25 protein-coding genes are annotated in these 26,255 nt (G+C 66.7%); 21 read left to right on the top strand and 4 right to left on the bottom strand.

Translation table 11 applies throughout. The features are described 5' to 3' along the window. Positions 1-30 precede the first annotated feature (30 nt). Complete coding sequence (locus VF167_05735) at positions 31-1,122, bottom strand: PmoA family protein (GenBank protein ID HEX6924907.1); 1,092 nt, start codon at positions 1,120-1,122, stop codon at positions 31-33. A gap of 216 nt (positions 1,123-1,338) precedes the next feature. Beyond that, a complete protein-coding gene (locus VF167_05730) occupies positions 1,339-1,521 on the bottom strand; it encodes a hypothetical protein (protein HEX6924906.1) in 183 nt (60 codons plus the stop codon). Here VF167_05730 and VF167_05725 point away from each other — a divergent pair. Genes VF167_05725 through VF167_05710 form a run of 4 tightly spaced genes read left to right on the top strand, consistent with a single transcriptional unit; the run spans position 1,462 to position 9,269 of the window. After that, on the top strand, positions 1,462-4,410 hold the full coding sequence (locus VF167_05725; GenBank protein ID HEX6924905.1) for a glycosyl hydrolase: 2,949 nt from the start codon (positions 1,462-1,464) through the stop codon (positions 4,408-4,410). The genes VF167_05730 and VF167_05725 overlap by 60 nt on opposite strands. A gap of 2 nt (positions 4,411-4,412) precedes the next feature. Beyond that, entirely contained in the window at positions 4,413-6,164 is a 1,752-nt protein-coding gene (locus tag VF167_05720) for a hypothetical protein (protein HEX6924904.1), read from the top strand. A 16-nt stretch (positions 6,165-6,180) separates the two neighbouring features. After that, positions 6,181-8,058, top strand: a complete 1,878-nt coding sequence (locus VF167_05715; protein ID HEX6924903.1) for a rhamnogalacturonan lyase — start codon at positions 6,181-6,183, stop codon at positions 8,056-8,058. Between the two features lie 2 nt (positions 8,059-8,060). Further along, positions 8,061-9,269, top strand: a complete 1,209-nt coding sequence (locus VF167_05710; GenBank protein HEX6924902.1) for an amidohydrolase family protein — start codon at positions 8,061-8,063, stop codon at positions 9,267-9,269. Between the two features lie 73 nt (positions 9,270-9,342). Here the strand turns inward: VF167_05710 and VF167_05705 are convergent, their stop codons facing one another. After that, complete coding sequence (locus VF167_05705) at positions 9,343-9,528, bottom strand: hypothetical protein (GenBank protein ID HEX6924901.1); 186 nt, start codon at positions 9,526-9,528, stop codon at positions 9,343-9,345. Between the two features lie 296 nt (positions 9,529-9,824). Here VF167_05705 and VF167_05700 point away from each other — a divergent pair, with 296 nt between their 5' ends. The 4 genes from VF167_05700 to VF167_05685 all read left to right on the top strand — a co-directional run bounded on the left by VF167_05700 (position 9,825) and on the right by VF167_05685 (position 13,112). Then, positions 9,825-10,907: a family 16 glycoside hydrolase gene (locus tag VF167_05700; protein HEX6924900.1), complete on the top strand. Its 1,083-nt coding sequence runs from the start codon at positions 9,825-9,827 to the stop codon at positions 10,905-10,907. Further along, on the top strand, positions 10,904-11,641 hold the full coding sequence (locus VF167_05695) for an SGNH/GDSL hydrolase family protein (protein ID HEX6924899.1): 738 nt from the start codon (positions 10,904-10,906) through the stop codon (positions 11,639-11,641). The genes VF167_05700 and VF167_05695 overlap by 4 nt, the downstream gene beginning before the upstream one ends. A 446-nt stretch (positions 11,642-12,087) precedes the next feature. Continuing rightward, on the top strand, positions 12,088-12,447 hold the full coding sequence (locus VF167_05690) for a hypothetical protein (GenBank protein HEX6924898.1): 360 nt from the start codon (positions 12,088-12,090) through the stop codon (positions 12,445-12,447). Between the two features lie 26 nt (positions 12,448-12,473). Then, the gene (locus tag VF167_05685; protein HEX6924897.1) at positions 12,474-13,112 is read left to right on the top strand and encodes a family 16 glycoside hydrolase; all 639 of its coding nucleotides are present in this window, start codon (positions 12,474-12,476) and stop codon (positions 13,110-13,112) included. A 19-nt stretch (positions 13,113-13,131) separates the two neighbouring features. Here VF167_05685 and VF167_05680 read toward each other — a convergent pair whose 3' ends face one another. Then, positions 13,132-13,749: an isochorismatase family cysteine hydrolase gene (locus VF167_05680; GenBank protein ID HEX6924896.1), complete on the bottom strand. Its 618-nt coding sequence runs from the start codon at positions 13,747-13,749 to the stop codon at positions 13,132-13,134. 181 nt (positions 13,750-13,930) lie between these two features. On the opposite strand from VF167_05680, the gene VF167_05675 reads away from it, so the two are divergent. The 13 genes from VF167_05675 to VF167_05615 all read left to right on the top strand — a co-directional run bounded on the left by VF167_05675 (position 13,931) and on the right by VF167_05615 (position 26,226). Beyond that, on the top strand, positions 13,931-14,842 hold the full coding sequence (locus tag VF167_05675; GenBank protein HEX6924895.1) for a family 16 glycoside hydrolase: 912 nt from the start codon (positions 13,931-13,933) through the stop codon (positions 14,840-14,842). Between the two features lie 2 nt (positions 14,843-14,844). Beyond that, positions 14,845-15,738, top strand: a complete 894-nt coding sequence (locus tag VF167_05670) for a DUF1080 domain-containing protein (GenBank protein ID HEX6924894.1) — start codon at positions 14,845-14,847, stop codon at positions 15,736-15,738. Between the two features lies 1 nt (position 15,739). Beyond that, the gene (yiaK, locus tag VF167_05665; GenBank protein ID HEX6924893.1) at positions 15,740-16,789 is read left to right on the top strand and encodes a 3-dehydro-L-gulonate 2-dehydrogenase; all 1,050 of its coding nucleotides are present in this window, start codon (positions 15,740-15,742) and stop codon (positions 16,787-16,789) included. 4 nt (positions 16,790-16,793) lie between these two features. Beyond that, a complete protein-coding gene (locus VF167_05660; protein ID HEX6924892.1) occupies positions 16,794-17,225 on the top strand; it encodes a peptidylprolyl isomerase in 432 nt (143 codons plus the stop codon). A gap of 476 nt (positions 17,226-17,701) precedes the next feature. Further along, positions 17,702-19,708, top strand: coding sequence for a YjhG/YagF family D-xylonate dehydratase (locus VF167_05655; protein ID HEX6924891.1), 2,007 nt, complete (start codon positions 17,702-17,704; stop codon positions 19,706-19,708). Between the two features lie 295 nt (positions 19,709-20,003). Next, a complete protein-coding gene (locus VF167_05650) occupies positions 20,004-20,303 on the top strand; it encodes a Dabb family protein (GenBank protein ID HEX6924890.1) in 300 nt (99 codons plus the stop codon). Between the two features lie 50 nt (positions 20,304-20,353). Further along, positions 20,354-20,638, top strand: coding sequence for a hypothetical protein (locus tag VF167_05645; GenBank protein ID HEX6924889.1), 285 nt, complete (start codon positions 20,354-20,356; stop codon positions 20,636-20,638). Between the two features lie 271 nt (positions 20,639-20,909). Beyond that, the gene (locus tag VF167_05640; protein HEX6924888.1) at positions 20,910-22,295 is read left to right on the top strand and encodes an SLC13 family permease; all 1,386 of its coding nucleotides are present in this window, start codon (positions 20,910-20,912) and stop codon (positions 22,293-22,295) included. 138 nt (positions 22,296-22,433) lie between these two features. After that, positions 22,434-22,658 (top strand): hypothetical protein, encoded by a 225-nt coding sequence (locus VF167_05635; protein ID HEX6924887.1) that lies wholly within the window; start codon positions 22,434-22,436, stop codon positions 22,656-22,658. A gap of 103 nt (positions 22,659-22,761) precedes the next feature. After that, positions 22,762-24,003, top strand: a complete 1,242-nt coding sequence (locus VF167_05630; protein HEX6924886.1) for a Gfo/Idh/MocA family oxidoreductase — start codon at positions 22,762-22,764, stop codon at positions 24,001-24,003. Then, on the top strand, positions 23,991-24,488 hold the full coding sequence (locus VF167_05625; protein ID HEX6924885.1) for a hypothetical protein: 498 nt from the start codon (positions 23,991-23,993) through the stop codon (positions 24,486-24,488). Before VF167_05630 ends, VF167_05625 begins: the two co-directional genes overlap by 13 nt. Positions 24,489-24,929: 441 nt before the next feature. Then, entirely contained in the window at positions 24,930-25,772 is an 843-nt protein-coding gene (locus VF167_05620; GenBank protein HEX6924884.1) for an SAM-dependent chlorinase/fluorinase, read from the top strand. 4 nt (positions 25,773-25,776) lie between these two features. Next, on the top strand, positions 25,777-26,226 hold the full coding sequence (locus VF167_05615; protein HEX6924883.1) for an NUDIX domain-containing protein: 450 nt from the start codon (positions 25,777-25,779) through the stop codon (positions 26,224-26,226). Positions 26,227-26,255 lie beyond the last annotated feature (29 nt).

The raw sequence follows: 26,255 nt of genomic DNA, 5'->3' as shown, positions 1-26,255 counted from the left end.
GTCACGATCGGGGGCGCGGCGCCTCCTGCCCTACTGTGCGAAGGCCTGGTACGCCGTCTCGATCTGCTCGGCGGTGGGCTGGCCGGAGAAGATCTCGATCCGGTGGCGGAAAGTCAGCGACTCACCGGGGTTCAGCGTGAGCACGAACGGCTCCTCCTTGCCTTCGGTCATCGCCTGAGGCGCGAGGGGGTTGGCGGCGAAGAGGCCGTAGCCGCGCGCGTGCCAATAGGTGGGATGGTTGGTGTTGCTCGGGTGATCGAAGATCGCGACCGTCACCGGCGCCCCGTCCACCACACCGGAGAGGGCATTCCACTTCGCCCGGGTTCCCCACACCGCCTCACCCTCGATCCCCTCCGAGGTGACGTACTTCCCGGTAACACCCTCGTTGTTGAGCACCGGAACGTTGGTGGGCTTGCCGCTCGCGTCGGTGAAGACCTCGGGCTGCGTGGACGGGTGCTCCAGCGCGCGAGCGACCCGCAGCCCCAGCACCCCTTCCTTGTTGTCGGTGAAGGTGACCGGCTGATCGAGCGCGGTGAGCGTGGTGATCCGGTCGATGGTCCGAGTGCTGTCGGCGGCGTGGAACTCGAAGCGGGTGTCCTCACGGAGCAGTGCCTCGCCGGCGGGGTTCAGCCACTCCATGGTGACCTCCAGCGCCCCCTCGCCCGCACCGCTCTCCGTTCCGCGGATCTCCCGATGTACGATCGTGCCGTAATGGTCCCTCCGCTCGGGCGGAATCGCGTCCGAGTTGTTCCAGAAGTCCAGCCCGTTCACGTCTCCGTAATTGAACCAGAGACCCACGTGGTGCGGATGGTCCACCCGCTCACCCGGCCTGGGATCGAGCGGGAATCCGCGCGTGATCGTCTGCCCGGTTGCGGAGACGATGGGATAGAGGACCGGCTTCTTGATCGTGGAGGGATAGATGTAGGCGGTAAAGAGCTCCCCTCCGACCAGCACGTCGACCCGGTTCTCCGCCTCGTTGGGGACCACCTGCACTTCCGGCGCTCCCGCGGCCTCCTCACCCGGCGAGGCTTCCCCTGCCTCTTGCGAGCAGCCGATGATCGGCAGGAGGAGAAGCGACAGCGGAAGCCATCGCGGCAGCTGCAGCGAATCGATCAGGGACATGGGAATCAAAGGGTTGCGCGTCCATGGGAGGTACCGGCGGCGAGGTGCCGCGCGGCAGGCGGGATAATCGAGACCACGACGCATCGGTCGCAGGCGCGGTGCGCAAAGCTTTCGTCCGTCGTGGTGATACCCCATTATCGAGAATGGCCCGGGCGGAGGCAAGAGGAGCGGGCGTTCCCCTCCCCGGCGCTCGCCTGCCGCCTCCCGCAAGGACGATCATCCCGCGCCCGAACGGAGCTTCCCGCACGATCCCGTGTGGATGCCTGTGTCCTCGCGCGCGCTACCGATCCCTGAATAGAAGCCATGCCCGCCTCCGTACTTCACCGCGTCGCTCGCGACCTGACCGCTGCGCTCGCCGCAGTTGTACTCCTGGGCGGCGCGCCGCCTATCCACGCGCAACAACCTGTTCCCGACGCCCCTCCCGCCTGGCCGGAGATCACCCGAGAAAGTCGGCCCTGGACGCGATGGTGGTGGCACGGCAGCGCGGTGGACGAAACGAACCTCACGGACGAGCTGGAAGAGCTCCGCGCGGCCGGGATAGGTGGCGTGGAGATCACCCCCATCTACGGCGTGTACGGCGCGGAAGACAGGTTCATCGACTACCTCTCGCCACGCTGGATGGAGGTCTTCACGCACACGCTGCGTGAAGCGGAGCGGCTCGACCTGGGCGTCGACATGGCGACCGGCAACGGCTGGCCCTTCGGTGGCCCCTGGGTGGGCCCTGAGGAAGCGTCTCGCTACCTCGCACACCGGACCTACACGCTGAACGGTGGCGAGCGGCTGCAGGAGAGAATCGTCCTGCGCCAGGAGCCGCTCCTCCGCGCCGTGGGCAACCAGATCTACGAGACCTATGGCGAGATCCTGGCCGTCCCGGGGCAGGAGCTGGAAGGCACACGCGAGCAGCCGCTACGAAGGCCAGGAGCCCGGGAGATCGACATTGCCCAGCTGCGCGATCCGGTGGCGCAGAACGAAGACCTCCAATCGCTCGCGCTCGAACAGGTGCGGTTCCCCCGCGAGCTGCCGCTCCAGCGGGTGATCGCCCGCTCGGAGGATGGCCAGGTGCTCGACCTCACCGAACGTGTAGGCGCCGACGGCACACTTGACTGGACCGCTCCGCAGGGCCGCTGGACAGTATACGCGCTCTTCCTGGGCTGGCATGGCAAAATGGTGGAGCGGGCAGGACCGGGCGGAGAGGGAGAGGTGATCGACCACTTCTCCGATGCCGCGCTCGAGCACTACCTGCAACGCTTCGACGAGGCGTTCTCGGGTTACGACCTCTCCACCCTGCGGGGCTTCTTCAACGACTCATACGAGGTGGACGACGCCTCGGGCGAGGCAAACTGGACGCCGGAGCTGTTCGAGGAATTCCGCGAGCGGAGAGGGTACGACCTGGGCGAGTACCTCCCCGCCCTCCTCTTCGGCGCGGAGGGCGACACTGCCGCCCGCGTTCTCACCGACTATCGCCAGACGGTCGCGGAGCTGCTGCTCGAGAAATTCACCGAAGAGTGGCGTGAGTGGGCCAACGAGCACGGCGCCATCACCCGCAATCAGGCTCACGGCTCACCCGCCAACATCCTCGACCTCTACGCCGCGAGCGACATTCCCGAGACGGAAGGGACCGAGATCCAGCGGATCAAGTTCGCCTCCTCGGCAGCCCACGTGACCGGCAAGCGCCTGACCGCCGCGGAAGCGGCCACCTGGCTGGGCGAACACTTCACCTCCACCCTGGCCGATGTCCGAAGGGCGCTCGATCGTTTCCTGCTCGGCGGCGTGAACCACCTTGTCTACCACGGCACCGCCTATTCACCGCAGGACGCACCGTGGCCGGGCTGGCTGTTCTACGCGGCGGTGCACTTCAACCCGCAGAACACCTGGTGGGGGGATTTTGGGGCGCTGAACCGCTACGTTGCGCGGATCCAGTCGTTCCTGCAGCAGGGTGAGCCCGACGAAGATCTGCTCCTCTATTTCCCGATCAGCGACTGGTACGCCCGCCGCCAGGGGGACGCGCTCCTGCAGCACTTCAACGGGATCCCGGGGGATCCGGAGTCCCGGTCACACCCCTTCGTACAAGGGGCCACACAGCTGCATGAGCGGGGATACGGATACGATTTCGTCTCCGACGCGCAACTACAGGAGATCGAGGTCGAGGATGGGGAGTTGCGGGCAGAGGGGGGCCAGTACCGCGCCCTGATCGTGCCGCGTTCCACCTACATCCCGTTGCAGACCGCCGAACGGATCTTCGAGCTCGCCCGCAACGGGTCGACGATCCTGGCCTATCGAGGACTGGCCGAGGAGGTGGCCGGCCTCGCAGAGCTGGAGACGCACAGTGCTCGCCTGCGGGAGCTGCTCGGCGAATTGCGGCTCCGCCCCGTGGGCGACACGGGGCTCCAGGAGGCGGCCATCGGCGAGGGGAGAATCGTGATCGGTAGCGACCTCGATGCCATGCTCGGTTACGTCGGAGTACGCCGGGAGTCGATGACAGACAGTGGTCTCGAGTTCATCCGACGGCGGCACGACGATGGGACTACCTACTTCGTCGTGAACTGGGGCGAGACCCCTGTGGATGGGTGGGTGCCCTTTGCGTCGACAGCGCGCGCCGTGGCTCTGTACGACCCCATGACCGGGGAATCGGGCTACGGCCACGTGCGCCTCGCCTCAGGCGGCGTAGAGGTGCACCTTCAGCTCCAGCCAGGCGAGAGCGCCATCATCCGGCTGTACGACGAGGAGCGCAGTGGGCGCCCATGGCACTACCTGCGCCCGGCCGGTCCACCGGATACGCTCGAGGGAACCTGGACGCTGCGGTTCGTGATTGGCGGCCCCACCCCGCCGCAGGAGCGGCGGCTCACCTCGCTGGGCTCCTGGACCGAACTGGAGGGTGAGGACGTGGACGCCTTCTCCGGCTCCGCCACCTACACGCTGGAGTTCGAGCGCCCCGCCGGCAGCGCCTCCGCGTACCTGCTGGATCTGGGAGAGGTGCACGAGAGCGCGGGCGTCGCGCTGAACGGCGATAGCCTCGCCACCCTCATCGGCCCCTCCTTCCGCGTGAAGATCCCGGCGGAGCGCCTCCGGGAGCGCAACCGGCTCGAGGTCACCGTGACCAATCTGATGGCCAACCGGATTGCGGATCTAGACCGTCGGGGCGTGTTCTGGAAGCGCTTCTACAACGTGAACTTCCCGGCGAGGTTGCGGGAGAACCGGGGTGCGAACGGACTCTTCGACGCCTCGCGGTGGGAGCCCTTCCCGTCCGGCCTCGTCGGTCCGGTCACGCTACAGCCTCTCCAACCCTGATCATGCGCGTTCGACATCCCGTCCCGCTCCCGGTCGTCCTGCTCGCGCTGTTCGCGCTTCCCGCCGCCGCCGCGGCCAGGCAGGCGACGCCGCCGGCAGGGTCGGATCCGATCATCCTGGACGCCAGCGACTTCATCCACGAAATCCAGAAGAACCACGTCCTGACCGACGCGGCATCACTGGACGTACCCTGGATCTTCAACAACACCGCGCTGGAGATGCGGACGAGGTCCAACTACCTCATCCGCGTGCCGGTGGCGGAGGCGGGTCGCTACTACCTCTACGCGCGAACACACGGCAGCGAGGGCAGCTACTTTCGCATTGCCGTCGGTGATCGCGTCATCGAAGAAAACGTGGGCGACGCCCCGCTGCGGTTCGAACGGGTGGGCGCCTTCGACCTCCCGGCCGGCGAGGTCGACGTACGCCTGATGCGCATCGAGGGGCGTCCCGTGCTCGACGTGCTCGTCCTCTCCCGGCGTGACGACATCACCGTGGAGGAGCTACGCGGCTGGCAGCTCGACCGGGAAGTGCGACTCCTGCGCGAATACGACATCCCCGCCTCCAACGCGGTAAAGTTCGGCGACCTGACCGGTGACGGGCAGATCGATTTCCTGGTGCTCACGCGCGGCTACTCCGCCCATGCCTTCGATCACCAAGGCAACCTGCTGTGGAGCTGGGAGGCGCCCGCGGGAGGAGAGCGCCTCCGCGCGGAGTTCGAGGCCCCGGGGGTGGTGTGGGATCTCGACGGAGACGGGGCGGCGGAGGCGATTCACTGGCGTCAGGAAAACGGGCAGGAGTGGCTGGTCGCCGCGGACGGGCGCACCGGAAAGGTGAAGTACCGAACACCCTGGCCAACCCGCCCACTGCCCCACGTGTACAACAACTTCCGGCTGGCAATAGGGCGCCTCGCACCGGGTGAGCCGCAGCACGTGCTGGTCTATACCGACAGCGGCGACGAGGTCTCGGTGGCGGCCTACGACCGGCAGCTCCGTCAGCTCTGGAACTGGACGGACCGCAAGCGCAAAGACCACCTCGGGCACTACGTCTACCCGATCGACGTCGATGGTGACGGCATCGACGAGGTTCTGATCGGCTCGATGATGCTCGATGCGCACGGGAAGGAGGTCTGGAACCGGTTCGACCTCTTCTACGACCATCACGACCACGTGGACAGCTACCGCGTCGCCGACCTCGACGGGGACGGGACGGTGGAGGCGGTCGCCGCCCACAGCGAAGTGGGTGTGGTGGCCTACCGGGCGCTGACGGGCGAGATCCTCTGGCAGAACATGGGGGAGCATTCCCAACAGATCGAGATCGGCGACTTCCGCGACGACGTTCCCGGACTGGAGGTGGCGATCGGGGCCCGTACCTACGGCAACCGCGAAGCCGGCGAGCCCTACCTCTCCGCGCAGGTCTGGTGGTTCGACGCCGCCGGCAACCTGGTCTCCAAGTGGCCCGGGATGCCTCTGAACGGAAACCCGGTCTTCGTGAAGGGAGACTGGCACGGAGACGGGAAGGAGGAGCTCTTCTGGTACAAGTTCCGGCTATTGCCCGACGGCACCGGAACCCTCTACTTCGGCGAGCCGGTCTTCCACATGTTCGATTTCCTCGGGAACGGTGCGGAGGAGGTGATCACGCTGGAGCGCGGCAAGCTGCGCGTCTATGGCTACGTCGGCGCGAACCCGGAAGGGCCGCGCGTACCTCGGGATTCCGAGTACCTCAGATACCGAATCGCGAACCACACCCACTACTGACCCGCCTCGACCCGCCATGGACCTTCGTCCGTCGTCCCGGCTCTTCCTCTCCTGTCTGCTGCTTTCCGCGTCGGGGGTGACGCCGGCCAGCGGCCAGTGGCCTCTGGAGAAGCTGGACCGAGGGGTCGTCGCGGTGCCGCGGGAGGAAGGCGGAGCTTTCGTGAGCTGGCGCCTGCTGGGGGACGATCCTGAAGGAATCGCCTTCAACGTGTACCGGGCTTCGCAGGGAGGCGAGCCCCGGAGGCTCAACCCCGAGTCGATCAGCCAGGTGACCTTCCTGCTCGACGAGACGGTCGCGCCAGGCGAGAGAGCCGTCTATTCGGTGCGGCCGGTGGTGGATGGGCGGGAGAGTCCCGCCGACGGGTGGTTCACCCTGCAGCCCGAGACTCCGTATATCGTCATCCCGCTGCAGACGCCGGAGGGATACACCCCCAACGACGGGTCTGTCGGGGACCTGGATGGCGACGGCGCGTACGAGCTGGTCATCCACCAGGTCGGTCGCGGGCGCGACAACTCCCAGAACGGGGTGACCACGGAGCCGATCATCGAGGCCTATGAGCTCGATGGGACGCTCCTCTGGCGCATCAACCTGGGGCGAAACATCCGCGAGGGCGCCCACTACACGCAGTTCATCGTCTATGACCTGGACGGGGATGGGCGTGCGGAAGTGGCCATGAAGACCGCCGACGGCACCGTGGACGGGCTCGGCAAGGTGATCGGCGATGCCAACGCCGACTATCGGAACGAGCGGGGACACGTGCTGGCCGGTCCGGAATACCTGACCGTCTTTGACGGCCGCACCGGCGCGGCGCTCGCCACCGCCCCCTACATCCCACCCCGTCACCCGACCAAGCTCCATCCGAGCGAAGAGGAGCTGCGCGAGATCTGGGGCGACGGAAGAGGAAACCGGTCGGACCGCTACCTCGCCGCGGTGGCCTATGTGGACGGCGAGCGGCCGAGCCTCATCATGGCGCGAGGCTACTACACCCGCTCCGTCATCACCGCATGGAACTTCCGCGACGGGCAGCTCACGCGGGTCTGGACCTTTGACAGCGACGACGGCACACCAGGCAACGAAGCGTATCGCGGCCAGGGAAACCACAACCTCAGCGTGGGCGACGTCGACGCAGACGGTCGCGACGAGATCATCTACGGTGCCGCGGCCATCGACGACGATGGCACCGGACTCTATTCGACCGCTCTGGGCCACGGGGACGCGCTCCACTTCGGCGACCTCGATCCGACCCGACCGGGGCTGGAGGTCTTCAACATCCAGGAGCGCTTCGACGATGCTGGCGCGAACTTCCGCGACGCCCGCACGGGGGAGGTGCTCTGGAAGAAGGCTTCAGTCCGGGCCGGGGAGGACGGAGAGGGTCCCGGGCGGGGAAACGCTTTTGACGTGGATCCGAGGCATCCGGGTGCGGAAGCGTGGGTGGCGGGCGCCAATCTGAACGGAATCTGGAACGCCCGCGGCGAGCTGATCAGCGAGACCCAGCCAAGGTCGGTCAACTTCGCGGTCTATTGGGACGGGGATCTGTTGCGGGAGCTGCTCGACCGCAACGTAGTCTACAAGTGGGACTGGGAAGCCTCGCGACTGGACACCCTCTTCGTCGCGGAGGGAGCCGCGTCCAACAACGGCACCAAGGCAACCCCCACGCTCAGCGGTGACCTGCTGGGAGATTGGCGGGAGGAGATCATCCTGCGGGCGGAGGACAACCCGCGGGAGCTGCGGCTCTACACGACCACTCACCCCACCGCGGTCCGTCTGCCCACCCTGATGCACGATCACATCTATCGGCTCGGCATCGCCTGGCAGAACGTGGCCTACAACCAGCCCCCGCACCTCAGCTACTCCCCGCTCGACAAGTACCCCCATCCTGAAGAGAGCGATTGACCATGATCCGGCCGACGCTGTGCGCCAGCCTGCTGCTGGCGCTCCTGCTGACCTTCGTCCCGGTTGACCGCGCCGCCGCCTTCCAGGGCCCCGGTGGACCGGGCGGCGTGAGGGTGTCCCCGGGTGAGGAGTGTCCCCCGGGTACCACCGAGGTCCGGCCGGGAAACTGTCGCGCCCCGGAGGTTCCCGCGCCGTCCATTCTCGACTACCGGCCGGAGTCCACGCTGGTCACCAAGGAGACGCTCGTCCCCCGTGCGCGCTTCCCGGTGGTCGACGTTCACGGACACGCACGCGACCTCACCGATCCCGGCCGCATCGAGGAGATCGTCGCCGCACTCGACTCGCTCAACATCCGCATCTACATCGCCGCGGATAACCTGCAGGGGGAGCGACTGCGGGAAACGCTGGCGGCCCTCCGCGCGAGCCCACACGGGGATCGTTTTCGGGTGATGGCGGGCCTGAACTTCGACAACGTGGGGCCCGGCTGGGGCGAGCGCGCGGCGCGTCAGCTGGAGGAGGACATCCGCGCCGGGGCGATCGGCGTCGGCGAGATCGGCAAGGGCTTCGGCATGTCCATCCGGAAGGCCGACGGCACTCGCCTCGCCATCGACGACCCCGAACTGGACCCGGTCTGGGAAACGCTTGCGCGGCTGGGAGTGCCGGCCTTCATCCACACCGCGGATCCGCCGGAGTTCTGGGAGCCATTCGATTACACCAACGAGCGCTGGCTGGAGCTCGCCCTGTTCCCCAACCGCCGCGCTTTCGGGCCGGACGAGGTCCCCTTCGAGCAGCTCATCGAGGAGCGCAACAACCTCTTCCGCCGCCACCCCGAGACCACCTTCATCGCGGCCCACTTCGGTTGGCACGCGCACGATCTCGCCCGCGCAGCCAAGCTGCTGGATGAGTTTCCCAACGTGTACCTCGAGGTCGGGGCGGTGCTGTACGACTTCGGGCGGCAGCCCCGCGCGGCGCGCGAGTTCTTCATCAAGTACCAGGACCGGATCCTCTTCGGTAAGGACAGCTTCCAGCCCGTGGAGTACCCCTACTACTGGCGGGTATTCGAGACCGATGACGAATACTTCGATTACTATCGGGACTATCACGCCTTCTGGAAGCTCTACGGGATGGACCTTCCGGACGAGGTCCTCCGCAAGCTCTACTACGGGAACGCCCTCAAGCTCTTTGCCGACCTCCCGCGCGACGGCTGGTAGCGGCGGGGTGCGTCCGCTAAGCGGCGCTCCTCTCAACGACTGCGCTCCCCGTAGGCGGGCACCTCGCGCCCGGTCAGGTTCCAAACCGACCCGGGCGATCCGCGGTGCCGGTGTGGGTGACCGCGAACCAGATCAGGAAGACCAGCACCCCGAGCACGATGAGACAGCCGATGGCGAGCTTGGCCCGGCGCCGTGCGGGGCTTGCCGGGAGGACCTCGTCGTCGGGGTCGTCGATGGGAATCTTGGGATCCGTTGCCATGGCCGCTCCCGCTCCTGAAGGACTAGCCCTGGCCTAGCGGCAGGAAGCATTCCGCGCCGGCCGGACCGAGCGTTCCGCCGGGCCACACCGGAAACATCGGACTGGAGCATCCGCCGGCTAAGGTCGTCGACTCCTGCGCGATTCGAGCGCCGGATGAGGGGCCGGGGCCGCGGCCGCCCTGCGCGTCGCGATGCCGGCGCACCGAGCGGCGGTTGCATCAGCACGCTCATCATCTTCATCATACTGTCCGGCAACCCCGTGTGCTTTCTGACCACCCCCTTCCATCCAATGAGCTCATGCGAGGCTACGTCTCTCGGATCTCGATCCTCGCGCCGGTACTGCTGATGAGCCTTTCCGCGCCAGGGGCCGCGCAGCAGCCGTCCGGCTGGAAGCAGCACGAGTGGGATCGTCCGCGCCCGCCGGTCGTGGAGCCGGTAGCGATCGACCTTCCCGCCCCTGTGCCGGCGGACGCCGTCGTCCTCTTCGACGGCGACGACCTCGACGCCTGGCAGAAGCCGGACGGGTCGGCCGCGCCGTGGGAGGTGGGTGATGGATTCTTCCAGGTACGCCCGGGGACGGGCACGATCCAGACGCGCCAGGAGTTCGGGGACGTGCAGCTCCACGTCGAGTGGGCTTCCCCCTCGCCACCGCGCGGGACCAACCAGGACCGGGGGAACAGCGGCGTCTTCCTGATGGGTCGATATGAGATCCAGGTCCTCGACTCATACCAGGCGGAGACCTACGCCGACGGTCAGGCGGCAGCGATCTACGGCCAGTACCCCCCGCTCGCCAACGCCTCGCGCGCGCCGGGAGAATGGCAGGCGTACGACATCTACTTCCGGCGGCCGCGCTTCGCCGAGGACGGCTCGCTCCTGGAGCCGGCGCGGGTGACGGTAGTGCACAACGGCATCCTGGTGCAGAACAACGAGGAGATCCTGGGGCCGACGAGCTACATGCAGTTCTCCCCCTATTCCGCCCACGGGGACGAGGGACCCATCCAGCTCCAGGACCACGGACATCCGGTGCGCTACCGGAACATCTGGGTCCGCCCGCTACCGGAGCGCCCGGCTCCACCGCCCGGCTACCCGCCTGCCGGAATCGAGCTCAGCTCGGCGCAACTGGATCGCTTCGTGGGTCGGTACAACCGCGGTGAGCAGGGGCAGGGCCCCAAGCTCGTGGAGGTCAGCCGCGAGGGCGACCACCTGGTCGCCGACATCAACACACACTCGCCGCAGCGCCTGACGCCTCTCTCCGAGACCGAGTTCGCGCTCTCGCACACCGCAGGGCGGCTGATCTTCGAGCTCGACGACCAGGGCCGGCCGACGGCGGTGGTATTCGAGATGGGCGGCAGCCGCAGCCGTGGCGTGAGGGCCCAGTGAGCGCGCGGAACCGCGGGACGGCGCGAGAGCGCCGCGGTGCAGTTCCGTCGCCCATCCTCGGGCCTGTGATCGGAGCGCTGCTGTTGGGAGTGATGCTGGCCGCGTGCTCGAGCGCCGCTCCGCCGGCGGCGACGTCCCGTTGGGAGCCCGACATCCAGGCCTTCGAGGCGGCCGACCAGGAACATCCGCCCGCTCCGGGCGGCGTCCTCTTCGTCGGCAGCTCCTCGATCCGGATGTGGGAAACCTTGGAGGAGGACTTCGAGGGCCTGCCGGTGCTCAACCGCGGTTTCGGTGGCTCGCAGATGTCCGACGTGGTCGAGTTCGCCGACCGTATCGTGCTGCCGTACCGGCCACGGGCGATCGTCGTCTACGCCGGAGACAACGACCTGTGGGAGGGGGACACGCCGCAGCAGGTGCTGGAGGACTTTCAATCCTTCGTCCGGATCGTCCACGCCGAGCTACCCGAGACCCCCATCGCCTACATCGCGGTCAAGCCGAGCGTCGCGCGCTGGAGTATCGTCGATCGTATCCGGGAGACCAACGACCTGATCCGCCGGTTTACCGAAACCGATCCGCGCCTCGAGTTCATCGACATCTACACCCCGATGCTGCGGAGCGACGGAACCCCCGACCCCGCGCTGTTCATCGAGGACGGCCTCCACCTGAACGCCCGCGGGTACGACCTCTGGGAATCGATCGTGGAGCCGGTGGTCAGGAAGATGGCGGGAAGCTGACGACTAAGGGATTACGAATTACGAATTACGAATTACGAATTGTGAGGTCTGGATGGACTGGGATTGGAACCACGAAGGTCACGGAGGATGGCGCAGAGAGCGCGGAGGAGTGCATCCGTTCCGCCCGAACGAAGCCGCATAGTCGTTGTGTTTAAGAGCTTCAATGTGGCCGGTTCTACATGCGGCGAGTTTTTCCAATGATCCTCCGTGCCCTCCGTGTCACCCTCTGCGGCCTCTGTGATTTGCCGTTAATTCGTAATTCGTAATTCGTAATTGTACGTCCATCCTCCCTCTGCGTACTCGGCCCGTCTCCCCCTCCGATGCAACCGCTCCTGGGGCCGGCAGCGTCTCAGGCGGAGGGCGCCGGCGGCCGTTGCCGGGGCGGCCCTTTGCGCTGTACTCTGTCCCGTCGTTCGCATATGGACCCGAACCGCTGTTCCCGGCGCATGCGCTCGTACAAACCCCTCCTGCTGCTCGCACTCCTGCTGGTGTTCGCCGCCTGTGGCCCCTATCGGCTGATCCGCCCCGACGAGATCCAGATCCCCAATTACGAACCCCGTCCGGTGGCGGTGCCGGCGACCTGCGACTCGCTCATCAACCGCGCGGCGGCCGTGGGGATGACCCGCTTCAGCGAGAACGAGGTTCGCGAGGTCACTTTCTGCCAGCAGCAGCAGCTCATCCGCGCGCAGGAGGAGGAGGCCGCCTCGCGGAAGATCGAAGCTCATGCGGAAGCCGCGAGCTTCGCGCTGCGGCTCACCGTGGTCACGGTGGGGGCCCTTATCGCGATACTGACCTGGCTCTTCTGACGCTCGACAGAACCCCGACCCCGATCATGCTCCCTCCGCTCCGGAAGCTGCCTTTCGTCGCGATCGCGCTGCTCGCCTGCACTCCCGCCGCGGGCGACGAGACGCTGACCCCGTCCCTCGACGGCCCTATGGCCGCCGAGGCGTGGGAGTTCCAGCATCCGGACTCGTGGGTGATCGAGGACGGGATCCTGCGCATCGCTACGCCAGGACGCCCCTCGGGCCCGATTCGCAAGCCGGCGGAGTGGGCCATCCTGCAGAGCGAGCCGTTCGGCGACGTGCTTGTCGAGGCGGAGGTGCGCGCCGACGCCCCGGTAACCCGCATGGGACGGGACGTACTGGTCTTCTTCGGCTACCAGTCCCCTACTCGCTTCTACTACGCGCACCTCTCCAACGAGACCTCCCCACCGCACAACGGCATCTTCCTGGTCAACGACGCCGATCGGGTGCGCATCGACGACGGTGCGGCCGTGCCGCGACTGATGGACGATGCCTGGCACCGCGTTCGGCTCGAAAGGGAGTCCTCCACGGGCGCGATCCGGGTGTACCTCGACGACGTGCTCGCGCTGGAGGCGAGCGACACCACCCTTCGCACCGGTCGGATCGGCTTCGGCTCCTTCGACGATCCCGCCGCCTTCCGCTCGATCCAGGTCCGCCCGCTGAAGTGAGCAGGTCTGCTGGCGTGCCTCAGCGGCCTTCCCCGTCGCCCCGGCTCAAGCGCGAGAGGTCCAGCTCGGCGGCGGGGGCGATATCCGCGTCGAAATTGCGCTGCATGTAGGCCAGCGCCCGCGCGTTCTCGCGCGGGTTCATGGAGGCCACACAATCCGAGGGTACGTGGAGGTGCAGATCCCGTAGATAGGCGTCGGCGGCGCTCAGCAGCACACACTGGTCGCCGCTGAAGCCGCAGAGCACCAGTCGATCGACCTCCAGGTATTTGAGCAGGAGCTCCAGGGGCGTGGCGAAGAAGGCGGAGTGCTTCGGCTTCAGGACGAAATAGTCTTCCGATCCCGGCCGAAGGAGCTCGACGATCGGCTCGCCTCGCACCCCGTCCTCCAGGCAGTGCTGCACCACGTCGTTCAGGTTCGACTGCCAGCGCCCGAAGTTGTCGTTCGCGTAGATCGTCGGGATCCCGTGTCGAGCCGCGCGCTGCTTCAGCTCAGCGATGCCCCGCGCGGCGGGTAAGGCGAACTCGAGCAGCTGCTCGCCCCCCTCGAACTCCAGGTCGTTGATCACGTCGACCAGCAACAGCGCGGTCGGCGACCGATCGGGAGCATTGCCGTGAAGGTCGTCGTGCTTGCCGGGCATGGACACACGGAGAGGGGGTGGACGCGGCTGGAGACCGTGCACAACGCAAGGCACACGCCGCTTGCCCGATCGTCCACGGTGCCTTAGTCTGGCCGCTGAACCTGGTCGACGTGTGGCATCGATCTCCCGCTCCGCGCCGACCCGGACGCCGCACCGGACCAACCCATCATCCCCCGGTAACATGACTACCGTCGCATCGCTGCTTTGTCGCGCCCTTCATGGCCGCCTGGTTCTCACCCTGTCCGTGGCCGCCACCGCCACGCTCGCCGGGTGCGCCTCGGGAGGCAGCAGAACCCCGAGGGTCGATCCCGACGAACGCGAGTGGGTGCAACTCTTCAATGGCCGCGACCTCACCGGCTGGACGCCCAAGATCCGAACGCATGAGCTCGGTGAGAATTACGCGAACACCTTCCGGGTGATCGACGGCAACCTGAGCGTCCGGTACGACGGGTACACGGACTTCAATGACCAGTTCGGCCACCTCTACTATCAGGAGCCGTTCTCCTATTACCTGCTCGGCGTCGAATACCGCTTCGTCGGGGAACAGGCCCCCGGCGGTCCGGGCTGGGCGAGACGCAACAGCGGCATCATGGTGCACTCGCAGCCCCCCGAGACGATGCTCCGTGACCAGGACTTCCCCATCTCCATCGAGGTGCAGCTCCTCGGCGGGCTGGGAGAGGGACCACGAACGACGGCCAACCTGTGCACGCCCGGCACCAACGTGGTGATGAACGGTGAGCTGGAGACCCGGCACTGCATCAACTCGTCTTCGGAGACCTACGAGGGCGAGCAGTGGGTTCGCGTCGAGGTGCTGGTGCTCGGTGACTCCATCATCAAGCACATCGTGGAGGGGGATACGGTGCTCACGTACACCAAGCCGCAGATCGGCGGTGGCTCGGTGAACCCGTTCGATCCGGAGGTGAAACAGGACGGGCGGCTACTCACCGGGGGTTACATCACCCTCCAGAGCGAGAGCCACCCGATCGACTTCCGCAAGGTCGAGATCCTCAACCTCTCCGGCTGCACCGATCCGCAGGCGGCGAACTACAAGTCCTACTACGTCCACTCGGATCTCTCCCAGTGCAGCTACTGAGGATGTCTCCCCGTTCCCCCGCGCGGCACCGGACCGCGCTCGCGGGGGTGCTCGTGCTGCTCGCCGCATGCGTCTCCGCCGCCGGCACGACCGCGGCCAATGATCCCGACGAGCGCGAGTGGATCGAGCTGTTCAACGGTCGTGACCTCAGCGGCTGGACGGTGAAGATCCACCACCACGAGGTGGGGGACAATTACGGCGACACCTTCCGGGCCGAGGACGGGATGGTCAAGGTGCGGTACGATCAGTACGGCGATTTCGGCGATCGCTTCGCGCACCTCTACTACGATCAGCCCTTCTCACACTACCTCGTCTCCCTCGAGTACCGCTTCTCGGGCGAGATGCAGCGTGGCGCCCCGGACTACGTCCTGCTCAACAGCGGCATCATGCTGCACGCGCAGGATCCCCGCACGATGCCGCGGGAGCAGGACTGGCCAATCTCGGTCGAGATGCAATTCTACGCTCTGATCCCCGGGCAGCGGCCACGACCGACCGGTAACCTCTGCACGCCGGGCACGCACGTCGTCTACAACGGACGGCTCGATACGCGGCACTGCATCAACGCGAGTGGTCAGGCGCTGCCCAAGGACGAGTGGGTGCATGCGGAGGCACTGGTGCTCGGTGACTCCATCATCAAGCACATCATCAACGGTGACACCGTACTGGTTTACAGCAAGCCGCAGATCGGCGGCGGGGTCGTCACCCGATTCGACCCGGCGATCAAGCAGGACGGCAAGATCCTGGACAGCGGGTACATCGCCCTGCAGAGCGAAGGACAGCCGATCGAATTCCGCAACATCCGGCTCCTCGACCTGAAGGGGTGCATGGACCCGAAGGCGACCAACTACAAGCGGTACTTCGTGGCCTCCGACCCGGCCCGTTGCCGCTACGAGTGAGATGAGCAGTACGGAGGTTCGCGTCCCGTTCGAGGAGTTGCACCGCACGCTGACGGCGATCCTGGTGGCAGAGGGCTTCGAACAGGAGCGCGCCGCCGCCTCCGCGCTCCTCTTTGCGGAGGCCAGCCGCGACGGGGTGCACTCACACGGCCTGAATCGCTTCCCCCGCTTCGTCAGGAATATCCGCGACGGGCTGGTGGATCCGTCGGCCACGCCTGTGAAGGTCTCGGGCGATGGCGCCGTCGAGCGCTGGGACGGACGGCGCGGCCCCGGTAACCTCAACGCCCGATTCGCCATGGCTCGGGCTATCGCGCTGGCGCGTGAGCGGGGTATCGGCTGCGTGGCGCTCAGGAACACCAACCACTGGATGCGCGCCGGAAGCTACGGCTGGCAGGCGGCCGAGGCGGGGATGATCGGCATCTGCTGGACGAACACTCTCCCGAACCTGCCTCCCTGGGGCTCCGAGCGTCCCCTGCTCGGCAACAACCCGCTCGTGATCGCCGTTCCGCGCCCGGGGGGCCACGTGGTCCTCGACATGGCCATGTCGCAGTTCTCCTATGGCTCGCTGGCCGGGTACGCGCGGTCGGGACGGCCGCTGCCGGTTCCTGGCGGCCACGACGAGAACGGGGAGCTGACCCGCGATGCGGCGGCCATCCTGCGCACGGGGCGGCCGCTGCCCACAGGCTACTGGAAGGGCAGCGGGTTGGCGATGCTGCTCGACATCGTGGCGGCCACGCTGGCCGGTGGGCGGGCAACCTGCGACATCGAGCCCGACTTCGATCGCGAGACCGAGATCTCGCAGGTTTTCCTGGCCATCCCGGCCGACGGGAGTGCCGTGGCCGAGCGGGTCATCGCGGGTCTGCGGGAAGAAGGAGTGCGCTACCCCGGGGAGCGGGTTCTCCGCGATCGCGAAGAGAGTCTGCGCCGAGGGGTCCTCGTCGATCCGGAGATCTGGAGCCGGGTACGCGAAGAGGCGGCAACGCTCTTGCGTCGCCCAGCCGCTTCCCGCGGGAGCGCCGTCCCGCGTACTTCTTCACCCCCAGCGGAGTGAGACCATGGATAGAGCGCAACCCGGTGACACCGTCCGCGTGCACTACACCGGCAGCCTGGAAGACGGAAGCGTCTTCGACTCCTCGCGCGGCAGGGATCCGCTCGAGTTCACGGTCGGCTCCGGGCGGGTGATCTCCGGCTTCGACCAGGCCGTCACCGGCATGGCGGAGGGGGAGGAGCGCACCGTCACCATCCCCGCGGCCGAGGCGTACGGGGACCATCGCGACGACCTCGTCTTCTCTGTTCCCCGCGAACAGTTCCCTCCCGGCATGGAGCCGGCCGTGGGGCTCGAGGTGCAGCTCACCCAGGGAGGCCAGCGAGCCATCGCCCGCATCTCCGAGGTCACGGATGACGCCGTGACACTGGATGCGAATCACCCGCTGGCCGGCAAGGATCTGACGTTCGATCTGGAGCTGGTGGAGCTGCAGAAAGGCTGACGGCTGCCCTCAGGGGCCGGTCCGCCACTCCTGACGCAGACGAGGGCTGTCGAGTGGAAGGGCACGGCTCGCATCACCAAACACGAGCGGCGCGTATCGGCGGTGGAAGATCGGTGCGAGCCGCTCGCAGAATTCCTCCGCCGTTCCCCCCCGCGCTAGAAACCTCCGCATCAGAGCGCACTGCAGGGCCAGGTACGCACCCAGTCGCGTGGGGTGTGTCACCATATATCGACGCATGATTTCCATGAGCACTCTCCGTCTCGAGGTTCACCCTCGGAGAATGCTTAAAGCGTGCCGCTTCGTAAGTTGAGTTATAACAAGTAGTTATCTGATCTAGCACACATTCTCTGTCCTCTGCAGGTCACACTGTACCAGGCGAAGTGCCGTATGGGGAGGGCGTTCGAGGAGCGTTGCCGCCCCGGGGGCAACGTGCGAAGTTGAACACTGTTTCCGCACACGGCTTTTTACTCTCGACGATGATGTCCCGACTTCGCACGCCCACGCTCGATGAGGTTCTGGGAGGCGATGCCTCCGCCACCACCACCCGACTGGCGGGGGAGGGCCCGCACGGACGCCTCACACTCACGGAGGCAATGCTCCGCGAGGCGCCGAGCGGGAACCTCTTCGGGCTGACTCAGAACGTGGGGATGGGCTGGGACCCGACTGCCGCCCTCGGCTCCGATTTCGTGATCGTGAGCACGCACGGAGGTCTGCGGCGGGAAGACGGCAGTCCGATCGCGCTCGGCTATCACACGGGCCACTGGGAGATCGGCCTCCTGGTTCGCCGGGCGGCGGACACGATTCGCGAGCAGGGCGGAGTTCCCTTCGCGGTGTACTGCAGCGATCCCTGCGACGGGCGCACGCAGGGCACCACCGGGATGTTCGACAGCCTGCCTTATCGGAACGACGCCGCTCAGGTGATGAGACGGCTGATCCGGTCGCTACCCACGGCGAAGGCGGTCATGGGTGTCGCCACCTGTGACAAGGGTCTTCCCGCGACCATGCTGGCGCTCGCCGGGATGAGCCACCTTCCAGGCATCGTCGTTCCGGGGGGCGTGACCCTGCCCACCGTCGGAGCAGAAGACGCGGGGCAGGTGCAGAGCCTCGGAGCGCGCTTCGCGCACGGCCTGATCACTCTGGAATATGCGGAGGAGATGGGATGCCGCGCCTGCGGCTCACCCGGGGGTGGCTGTCAGTTCCTGGGGACGGCGGCGACCTCACAGGTGGTCGCCGAGGCGCTGGGACTGACGCTCCCGCACAGCGCGCTGTGCCCCTCGGGGGAGCCGATCTGGCTGGATATGGCCCACCGCTCCGCGCTGGCGCTGGTGCGGCTCGCTGCCGCGGGCACGGCTCTGCGCGACCTCCTGGACGAGCGGGCGCTGCACAACGCCATGCTGGTGCACGCCGCGTTCGGCGGGTCGACCAACCTCCTGCTGCACATCCCGGCGATCGCGCACGCCGCACGACTTCCCCGCCCGACCGTTCAGGACTGGATCCACGTCAACCGGTCGATCCCCCGCCTGGTGGACGTGCTTCCGAACGGGCCCCGCAATCACCCCACCGTTCATGCCTTCATGGCCGGCGGAGTGCCGGAGGTGATGCTGCACCTGCGCAGGATGGGACTGCTGGAGCTCGGGGCTCGGACCGCTACCGGCGAGACCCTCGACAGCGTCCTCGACTGGTGGGAGGGGAGCGAGCGCCGACACGCCGTGCGCGCTCGTCTGCGAGACGCGGCGGGGGTCGATCCCGATCGGGTGATCATGGACCCCGACGCGGCACGCGCGGCGGGACTCACCAGCACCGTTGTCTTCCCCGTGGGGAACATCGCTCCAGAGGGGTCGGTGGTGAAAGCCACCGCCATCGACCCTACGGTCGTGGACGAGGACCAGGTGTACCGGTTCAGAGGTCGTGCGCGGGTCTTCGTCGACGAGAGGGAAGCGATCCGGGCGGTAAAGGGGGGAACGGAGCGCCCGGTGCAGCCCGGAGAGGTGCTCGTCCTCATCGGCGCGGGCCCTTCGGGAACAGGAATGCAGGAGAGCGCACAGATCACGACCGCGTTGAAGTACGTTCCCTGGGGCAAATACATCCCCGTGCTGACCGACGCCCGCTTCTCCGGCTTCTCCACGGGCGCCTGCGTGGGGCACATCGGTCCCGAAGCGCTCGCCGGCGGTCCGATCGGTCGCCTGCGGGACGACGACCTGATCGAGATCGAGATCGATCGTAAGGCGCTCACCGGGCGGATCGACCTGGTCGGCACTGCGGACGGCCCCCTCTCGCCCGCCGAGGCCGAGGCGATCCTGCGCGGCCGCGATCCCCACCCCGCGCTGCGCCCGCACCCCAATCTGCCCGACGATACGCGCCTCTGGGCGGCCCTGCAGCGCGTCAGCGGCGGCACCTGGGCCGGGTGCGTCTATGACGTGGACCGGATCATCGAGGTGCTCGAGGCCGGATTGCGTGTGACGGAGGCAGAGGCCGTGGGGTAATTTTTGATTTTGAATTTTGAATTTTGAATTGGCTCTGAGGCCGAATCGTCGGACGCAGCCCGAACTGCTACACAGTAAGCTCCAACGAACAACTATCAGCGGGCTCGTCACTTACAATTCGCAATCGACGACGACTTCTGATTCAAAATCCAAAATCCAAAATCCAAAATCCAAAATTCCTGCAGCATCCGCGCCGTGTTCAGGACGAGCTCGCTTCTCGGCTCGTCCTTTCCAAATCGGCTCACGGGGTGAATGATTAGCGCTTTCACGCACGTTCACCCCGCGTTCGTATCCCATGTTCATCCATTCCGTCTACTTCTGGCTCGCCGATGGCCTCACCGAGGCGCAGCGCGAGCAGTTCGTGAGTCAGGCTCGAGCGCTTACGCGCATCGAGACCGTCCGTTACGGCTGGCTGGGCAGGCCGGCCCCGACGGACCGCCCGGTGATCGATCGAAGCTACTCCTACGCTCTCACGGTGGTTTTCGACGACCAGGCCGGTCATGACGCTTATCAGGACCACCCGGTCCACGACCGCTTTCGCAATGAGTGTAGTAGCTTCTGGACCCGCGTGCTGATCTACGATTCGGTAGACTAGCGCCGCACGACGGTCCGCCGAGGGCGTCCGCCACCCGCGAGGAGGAGACCATGACCCGGGAGCACCTGATCGAGGACCTCGAGAACGTGATCGAGCTCTGTCGGACTCGCGCCACCGAAGAGGACGCCCACCGGCTGCGACTCGCCTTCGCCGGACTGTCCCGGCACGTCGAGGCAGAGGGTGACGCACCGGAGCGTGTGCGCAGCTGTCTCGCCGAGTCGCTCCGCGTTCTCGACCGTGCCGGTTCGACCATCGACGAGGACACCTGGGACTACGCCAGGGTGTGCCTGGAGGCAGGCCTCGAGTTCGCTCGTGGAGGTGCGATCGGGAACTGACGCCCGGCCGCCAGGCCGCGGAGCGGAATTGGGCTGCCTTCGACGCCAGTTCCGGGTGGCGTGAGGTCTCGCGGCTTCGCAGGTCGACGGGCGCATCGCGTCGAAGGTGGAGCCGTCCTTCCTCCGCCCGACGGATCGTTCACCCATTCGATAGGCCGGCTAACTCCGGCCCGCGCTCCCACCCCTCCCGGACTCCGGCAGGGGTTCCGGATCGGTCCGGATCTTCTGACCCGTGCGCGCATGCCTATGAACCACAAACGGAAATCTGCCCGTGAGTGAGCTCTTCCCGCTGGTCATCCTGCTCATCGGGATGGTCACGGTCATCGGCCTGATCGTCGGCCTTCGTCTCAACGCCTTCATCGCGCTGCTCATCGCGGCCATCGTAGTGAGTTTGCTGGCGCCCGGCGACCTCGCGGTGAAGATCGGTCGGGTAGCCGAGGCCTTCGGCACCACCGCCGGAAGCATCGGCATCGTCATCGCCCTGGCGGCCGTGATCGGCAAAGCGATGATGGACAGCGGGGCGGCCGACAGAATCGTGCGAGCGTTCCTCTCGCTGCTCGGCGAGGACCGAGGAGGAGTGGCGCTCCTGTCCAGCGGATACGTGCTGGGAGTGCCCGTCTTCTTCGATACGGTCTTCTACCTGCTGGTACCGCTCGCGCGCTCCATGTACCGGCGGACGCGCAAGAATTATCTGCTCTACATCATGGCGATCGGAGCCGGTGGGGCGGTCACCCACACCATGGTCCCGCCGACCCCCGGACCCCTGGTGCTCGCGGGAACGATGGGGATAGACCTGGGAGTCATGATCGTGATAGGTGCGATGGTAGGCATCCCCTGCGCGGTGGCCGGGCTGCTATACGCCGGTTGGATGGATCGCCAGATGCCGGTGCACCTGACCGGCGACGAGGCGGGGGTTCCGCAACCCGACTACGCACCCGAGCCCACGCTTCCGGGGCTTTTCCCGTCGCTGCTCCCGATTCTCCTACCCGTCGTCCTGATTTCCGCCAACACGATCGTCTCCACCTTCGTGGAGATTCCCGGCTCATCCGCTTTCTGGACGACGGTGCAGCCGTACACCGCGGTGTTCGGTAACTCCAACTTCGCCCTCCTTCTGTCCGCCTTCGTCGCGATGTGGCTATACTACGACCAGCGGCGCCCCTCGCTGGACGAGATGGCCACGATGACGGAGGATGCGCTGATGAGCGGCGGCGTGATCATCCTGATCACCGCCGCGGGAGGCGCGTTCGGGGCGATGTTGCGCGAGGCACAGATCGGCCCCGCCATCCAGAGCCTCTTCGAAGGAAACCTGGCGGCCTCGCCGGTCATGCTCATCCTGGTCTCGTTCGCCCTTTCGAGCCTGCTGAAGACGGCGCAGGGTTCGAGCACTGTCGCCATGATCACCGCTTCGGCGATGATGATGGCGATCCTCGGGGGGACGGATCAGCTCTCCTTCCACGTCGTCTATCTGGCCACGGCCATCGCCAGCGGCTCGCTGGTGGTCTCCTGGATGAACGACAGCGGCTTCTGGATCTACACCAAGATGGGCGGGCTCACCGTCACTCAGGGGCTCCGATCCTGGACCACATTGCTGGTCGTTCTCGGCTTCACTGGATTGCTCGTCACGCTGGTTCTGGCGCACTTTTTCCCCCTCGTATAGCTATGGAAATACGACATTTACACGCTATCCAGCGATTCCGGCAGAGCTCTTGCATTGAGAGCCCGCGCACGAGGGTTCTCGGCGGTTCCACCCATTCGGGGGTAGGGCGCGAGGCCTTCCTTCCATCGGTGGATCATCATGTCGGAAAGCCTGGTTATCATCCGAACCTTCGACGAGTACATGGACGCCGACGAGGCGCAGGTAGAACTGCTCTCGGCGGGAATCTACTCGCTACTCTTCACGGAGGAGGCGACGAATCCCGTCGCTTCTCCTTCGAGCCCGCCGGGGATCGCCCTCGCCGTGCACGCGCGGGACGCGGACATCGCGGAGGCCGTGCTGGTCGCCCGACCTGTGGTGCGCTAGCGCTCTGGCCTGAGGCCGGCACCCCCCGGGCTTTCCGGTCGGAAAGCACCTTCGCTCCCGCCTTGCAGGCACGCGCTGCCACCTGTGCGCCGGGGGTGGCATCATGAGCGCGCGTCGCCTCCGTATCGGTTTCGTCGGCAGCGGTTTCATCACGCAGTTCCACATCAAGTCTATCATCGGGGTCCGCGAGGCGGACGTGGCGGGCGTCTGGAGCCCTCACCGCGACCGCGCCGAGGCCGCCGCGCGTCTTGCCCGCGAGCTGGATGTGGGCGAGGCCAAGGCCTACGGGTCAATCACGGAGATGGTGGCCGATCCGGAGATCGACGCCATCTGGATCTGCGGACCCAACCACGCCCGCGTGGAGAACGTCGAGGAGATCGTCGCCGCGGTAGAGAGCGGAAAGGGATCACTGATGGGCGTCGCGTGCGAGAAGCCGCTCGCCCGGAACTCCGCCGAGGCACGACACATCACCGCCCTGGTGAAGCGGGCCGGCCTCACCCACGCTTATCTCGAGGATCAGCTCTTCACCCCGCACGTGGAGCGCGGGCGCGAGCTGATCTGGGCGCGAGGCGCCGCGGTCACCGGCAGGCCCTATCTGGCTCGGGCGGCGGAAGAGCATAGCGGGCCGCACAATCCCTGGTTCTGGCAGGGAGACAAGCAGGGTGGCGGGGTGCTGAACGATATGATGTGCCACTCGGTGGTCCTCGTCCGACACCTGCTCACCCGCCCGGGCGAACCGCTGTCGACCGTGCGTCCGGTCCGGATCAGCGCGAAGATCGCCAGCTTGAAGTGGACTCGCCCGGAGTACGCCCGCCTGCTGACCCAGCGGTACGGGGCCGAGGTCGACTTCACCCGGCGCCCGGTGGAGGACTTTGCCAGCATGACGGTCGAGTTCGAGACGGACGACGGCCACACAGTGATCGGGGAGGCGACCACCTCCTGGAGCTACGTCGGCGCGGGTCTCAGGCTCTCCGCCGAGCTGCTCGGACCCGAGTATTCGATGTCCTGGCGCTCCATCGACAGCGGTCTCAACGTCTTCTTCAGCCGCGAGGTGAAGGGCGAAGCGGGCGAGGACCTGGTGGAGAAGCAGAACGCCGAGATGGGGCTGATGCCGGTGGTTCCGAACGAGCCCTCGGTCTATGGTTACGAGGCGGAAAACCGGCACTTCGCCCGAGCCTTCCTGGGTAAAGAGAAGCCCCTGCTGACCTTCGACGACGGGGTGGACGTGATGGACCTGCTCATGACCGCCTATCGGAGCGCGGAGGAGGGGCGCACGCTCGAGTTCCCGCCACCGGGAATCGAGTCCTTCGTGCCCGCGGTTGCTCGAGGGGAGTGGAAGCCCTGAAGGGAACCACCCTTTCGAGCCCGCAGTACATTCACCCGCGTGGCGATCCGGGGGTGGTCGTCACGCGGGACCCGCACAGCCTAGCGAGCAGGATGGAGAGGGCGCGATACCTCGCCCACCGCGGGAAACGCATCCTCTACGTGGACTACTCGGGAATCCGCACGGTAGAGGAGCTGGAAGAGGCTGCCCGCCAGGCGACCAGCATGGTGCAGGCGGAGCCACCGAACTCCGTCCTTGCCCTGCTGGACCTGAACGGGGTTCCTTTCGGCCTGCGCCTCGTGCGCATGCTGGGGGAGGCCGCCGCCGCGAATGTGGACTTCGTGAGGGCGCGGGCGGTGGTGGGCCTTCCTGAGACTGAGCGCCCCACGCTCGGAGCGGTGGCGGATTTCACGGGGCGCCCTCTGGAGGCATTCCAGAGCACGGAGGCGGCGCTGGATTGGCTCGTCAGCCACGCGCCGGAAGAGCCGGAGAGCGACCGAAGGTGAAGTAGTGGCTGTCTCTTCGATGGCTCCGGCTTGGCTGTCACGCGTCGCGGAATCGAACACGGGCGTTGCCACACTCCGAAGGCAGAGAAGCCTCCCACCCGAATGGCCGGGGGGAGGCTTCTCGCTTCTGGTGCCGTGCATGCCGGGGGTGTTTTGAAGCCCGATTGTACAATCGTTGGGTGACCGTTCTTGAGCTCCCGCCTTCCCCTCTCGGGGCGTGGCGTCACCGTTCGAAACGGCCCCCGGCTTCTGAACTGTCGGCTCAAAATGGAGCCCCCGTCATGCGCGACGGTGTCAAACGTATGCCGGAAGCGCTGACCCGTCAAGGGTCTCGATACGGAGAGATCGGGTAGAAAGAATCGATCTGAAGCATCAATCTAAGTAATTGCTGCATTGTCGGTTATAATCCAACCACCAAGCCCTTCGGAAATTGGAGTTTTTGTGGATTTTGGAGAGTCTACCGGACTCGTTTCGCTGCTGACGGACTTCGGGGGGCGCGATCACTACGTGGGGACGATGAAGGCGGTCCTGCTGGGTAGCGCGCCCGGGGTCTCGATCGTGGACCTCGGCCACGAGATTCCTCCTGGCGACGTGGAGGCAGCCGCCTTCTCGCTGCTTGCGGCCTACCCCTACTTCCCTGCGGGGACCGTGCACGTGGTGGTGGTGGATCCGGGCGTGGGGAGCGAGCGGAGGGTCATCGTGGTAGAGGCGGCGGAACAGCGCTTCGTCGGGCCGGACAACGGTGTGTTCAGCTACCTCCTCGATCGGGAGCCGAACGCGGTGGTCCGCGAGGTCACCGAGCGGCGCTTCTTTCGACCGACGGTGAGCACGACTTTTCACGGCCGTGATATCTTTGCGCCGCTGGGCGCCGCCCTCGCTCGCGGGGTGAATTCGGCCACCCTCGGCCCACCCGTCGCGGATCCTCGGCGGCTCCCACCGCTGGAGCCACACCTCAGTGGGGATCGGATTCGCGGGCGCGTTCTCCACGTGGACCGGTTCGGGAACTGCGTCACCAACCTCACCGAGGCGCTGCTGGCGGACGGCGCGGTGCGAGTCCACGGCCGCGGTGGCGAGATCGAGCTGCGGGAAATCCGCACGACCTACGCGGGAGCCATCCCGGGGGCGCCGTTCCTGATCATCGGGAGCTCCGGGTTCGTAGAGGTCTCGGTGAACGGTGCGTCGGCGGCCGAGGCGCTGGGGATCCGCCGCAGCGATCCGGTCGAGGTCGTGCGCCGATCGTCGCTCGAGGCGACGGATGGGTCGAAGGCCGGGGAACAGGGATAGAGCGGTGAGTGAGATCCTGGACAAGCCAGTCAAATGCTCGGTTGCGGCGGTGGTGCGGGATCGCGCCAGACCAGCGGCGTTCCTGGCCGTGCGCCGTCCGCCCCACGACCCGGAGCTCGCCCTGCTGTGGGGCCTCCCGGCCGTATCGCTCAAACCCGGTGAGCTGCCCGAAGCGGCCCTGCGGCGATTGGGAGAAGAGAAGCTAGGCGCGGAGCTGGCTGCTAGGCGCTTCGTCGGGATCCGCGCCGCGGACCGCGGCGAGTACCTGCTGATCCTGATGGACCTGGAAGCGGTGGTGGTGAGCGGTGCCCCCGACGTGCGCCGAGCACGCACCACCGGAACGGCCTACGTCGAGCAGCAGTGGACCACCGACCTCTCCCTTCTCATCGAGGCCGCCCGCCACGGATCGGTATGCTCGAGGATCCTGCTGGAGGCTGAGGGGGTTCGGTATTGAATTACGAATTACGAATTACGAATGGTAGA

The sequence above is a fragment of the Longimicrobiaceae bacterium genome (genome assembly GCA_036375715.1).
Classification (GTDB): Bacteria; Gemmatimonadota; Gemmatimonadetes; order Longimicrobiales; family Longimicrobiaceae; genus DASVBS01.
Note: the sequence above shows the minus strand (reverse complement) of the source record. Positions and strands in the feature narration are given on the sequence as shown.

Bases quoted from the DNA above. Each gene is read 5' to 3' on its own strand.
- VF167_05735 (HEX6924907.1), bottom strand. From the start codon at position 1,122: ATGTCCCTGATCGATTCGCTGCAGCTGCCGCGATGGCTTCCGCTGTCG.
- VF167_05720 (HEX6924904.1), top strand. From the start codon at position 4,413: ATGCGCGTTCGACATCCCGTCCCGCTCCCGGTCGTCCTGCTCGCGCTG.
- VF167_05715 (HEX6924903.1), top strand. From the start codon at position 6,181: ATGGACCTTCGTCCGTCGTCCCGGCTCTTCCTCTCCTGTCTGCTGCTT.
- VF167_05710 (HEX6924902.1), top strand. From the start codon at position 8,061: ATGATCCGGCCGACGCTGTGCGCCAGCCTGCTGCTGGCGCTCCTGCTG.
- VF167_05705 (HEX6924901.1), bottom strand. From the start codon at position 9,528: ATGGCAACGGATCCCAAGATTCCCATCGACGACCCCGACGACGAGGTC.
- VF167_05700 (HEX6924900.1), top strand. From the start codon at position 9,825: ATGCGAGGCTACGTCTCTCGGATCTCGATCCTCGCGCCGGTACTGCTG.
- VF167_05690 (HEX6924898.1), top strand. From the start codon at position 12,088: ATGCGCTCGTACAAACCCCTCCTGCTGCTCGCACTCCTGCTGGTGTTC.
- VF167_05685 (HEX6924897.1), top strand. From the start codon at position 12,474: ATGCTCCCTCCGCTCCGGAAGCTGCCTTTCGTCGCGATCGCGCTGCTC.
- VF167_05680 (HEX6924896.1), bottom strand. From the start codon at position 13,749: ATGCCCGGCAAGCACGACGACCTTCACGGCAATGCTCCCGATCGGTCG.
- VF167_05675 (HEX6924895.1), top strand. From the start codon at position 13,931: ATGACTACCGTCGCATCGCTGCTTTGTCGCGCCCTTCATGGCCGCCTG.
- VF167_05670 (HEX6924894.1), top strand. From the start codon at position 14,845: ATGTCTCCCCGTTCCCCCGCGCGGCACCGGACCGCGCTCGCGGGGGTG.
- yiaK (HEX6924893.1), top strand. From the start codon at position 15,740: ATGAGCAGTACGGAGGTTCGCGTCCCGTTCGAGGAGTTGCACCGCACG.
- VF167_05660 (HEX6924892.1), top strand. From the start codon at position 16,794: ATGGATAGAGCGCAACCCGGTGACACCGTCCGCGTGCACTACACCGGC.
- VF167_05655 (HEX6924891.1), top strand. From the start codon at position 17,702: ATGATGTCCCGACTTCGCACGCCCACGCTCGATGAGGTTCTGGGAGGC.
- VF167_05650 (HEX6924890.1), top strand. From the start codon at position 20,004: ATGTTCATCCATTCCGTCTACTTCTGGCTCGCCGATGGCCTCACCGAG.
- VF167_05645 (HEX6924889.1), top strand. From the start codon at position 20,354: ATGACCCGGGAGCACCTGATCGAGGACCTCGAGAACGTGATCGAGCTC.
- VF167_05635 (HEX6924887.1), top strand. From the start codon at position 22,434: ATGTCGGAAAGCCTGGTTATCATCCGAACCTTCGACGAGTACATGGAC.
- VF167_05630 (HEX6924886.1), top strand. From the start codon at position 22,762: ATGAGCGCGCGTCGCCTCCGTATCGGTTTCGTCGGCAGCGGTTTCATC.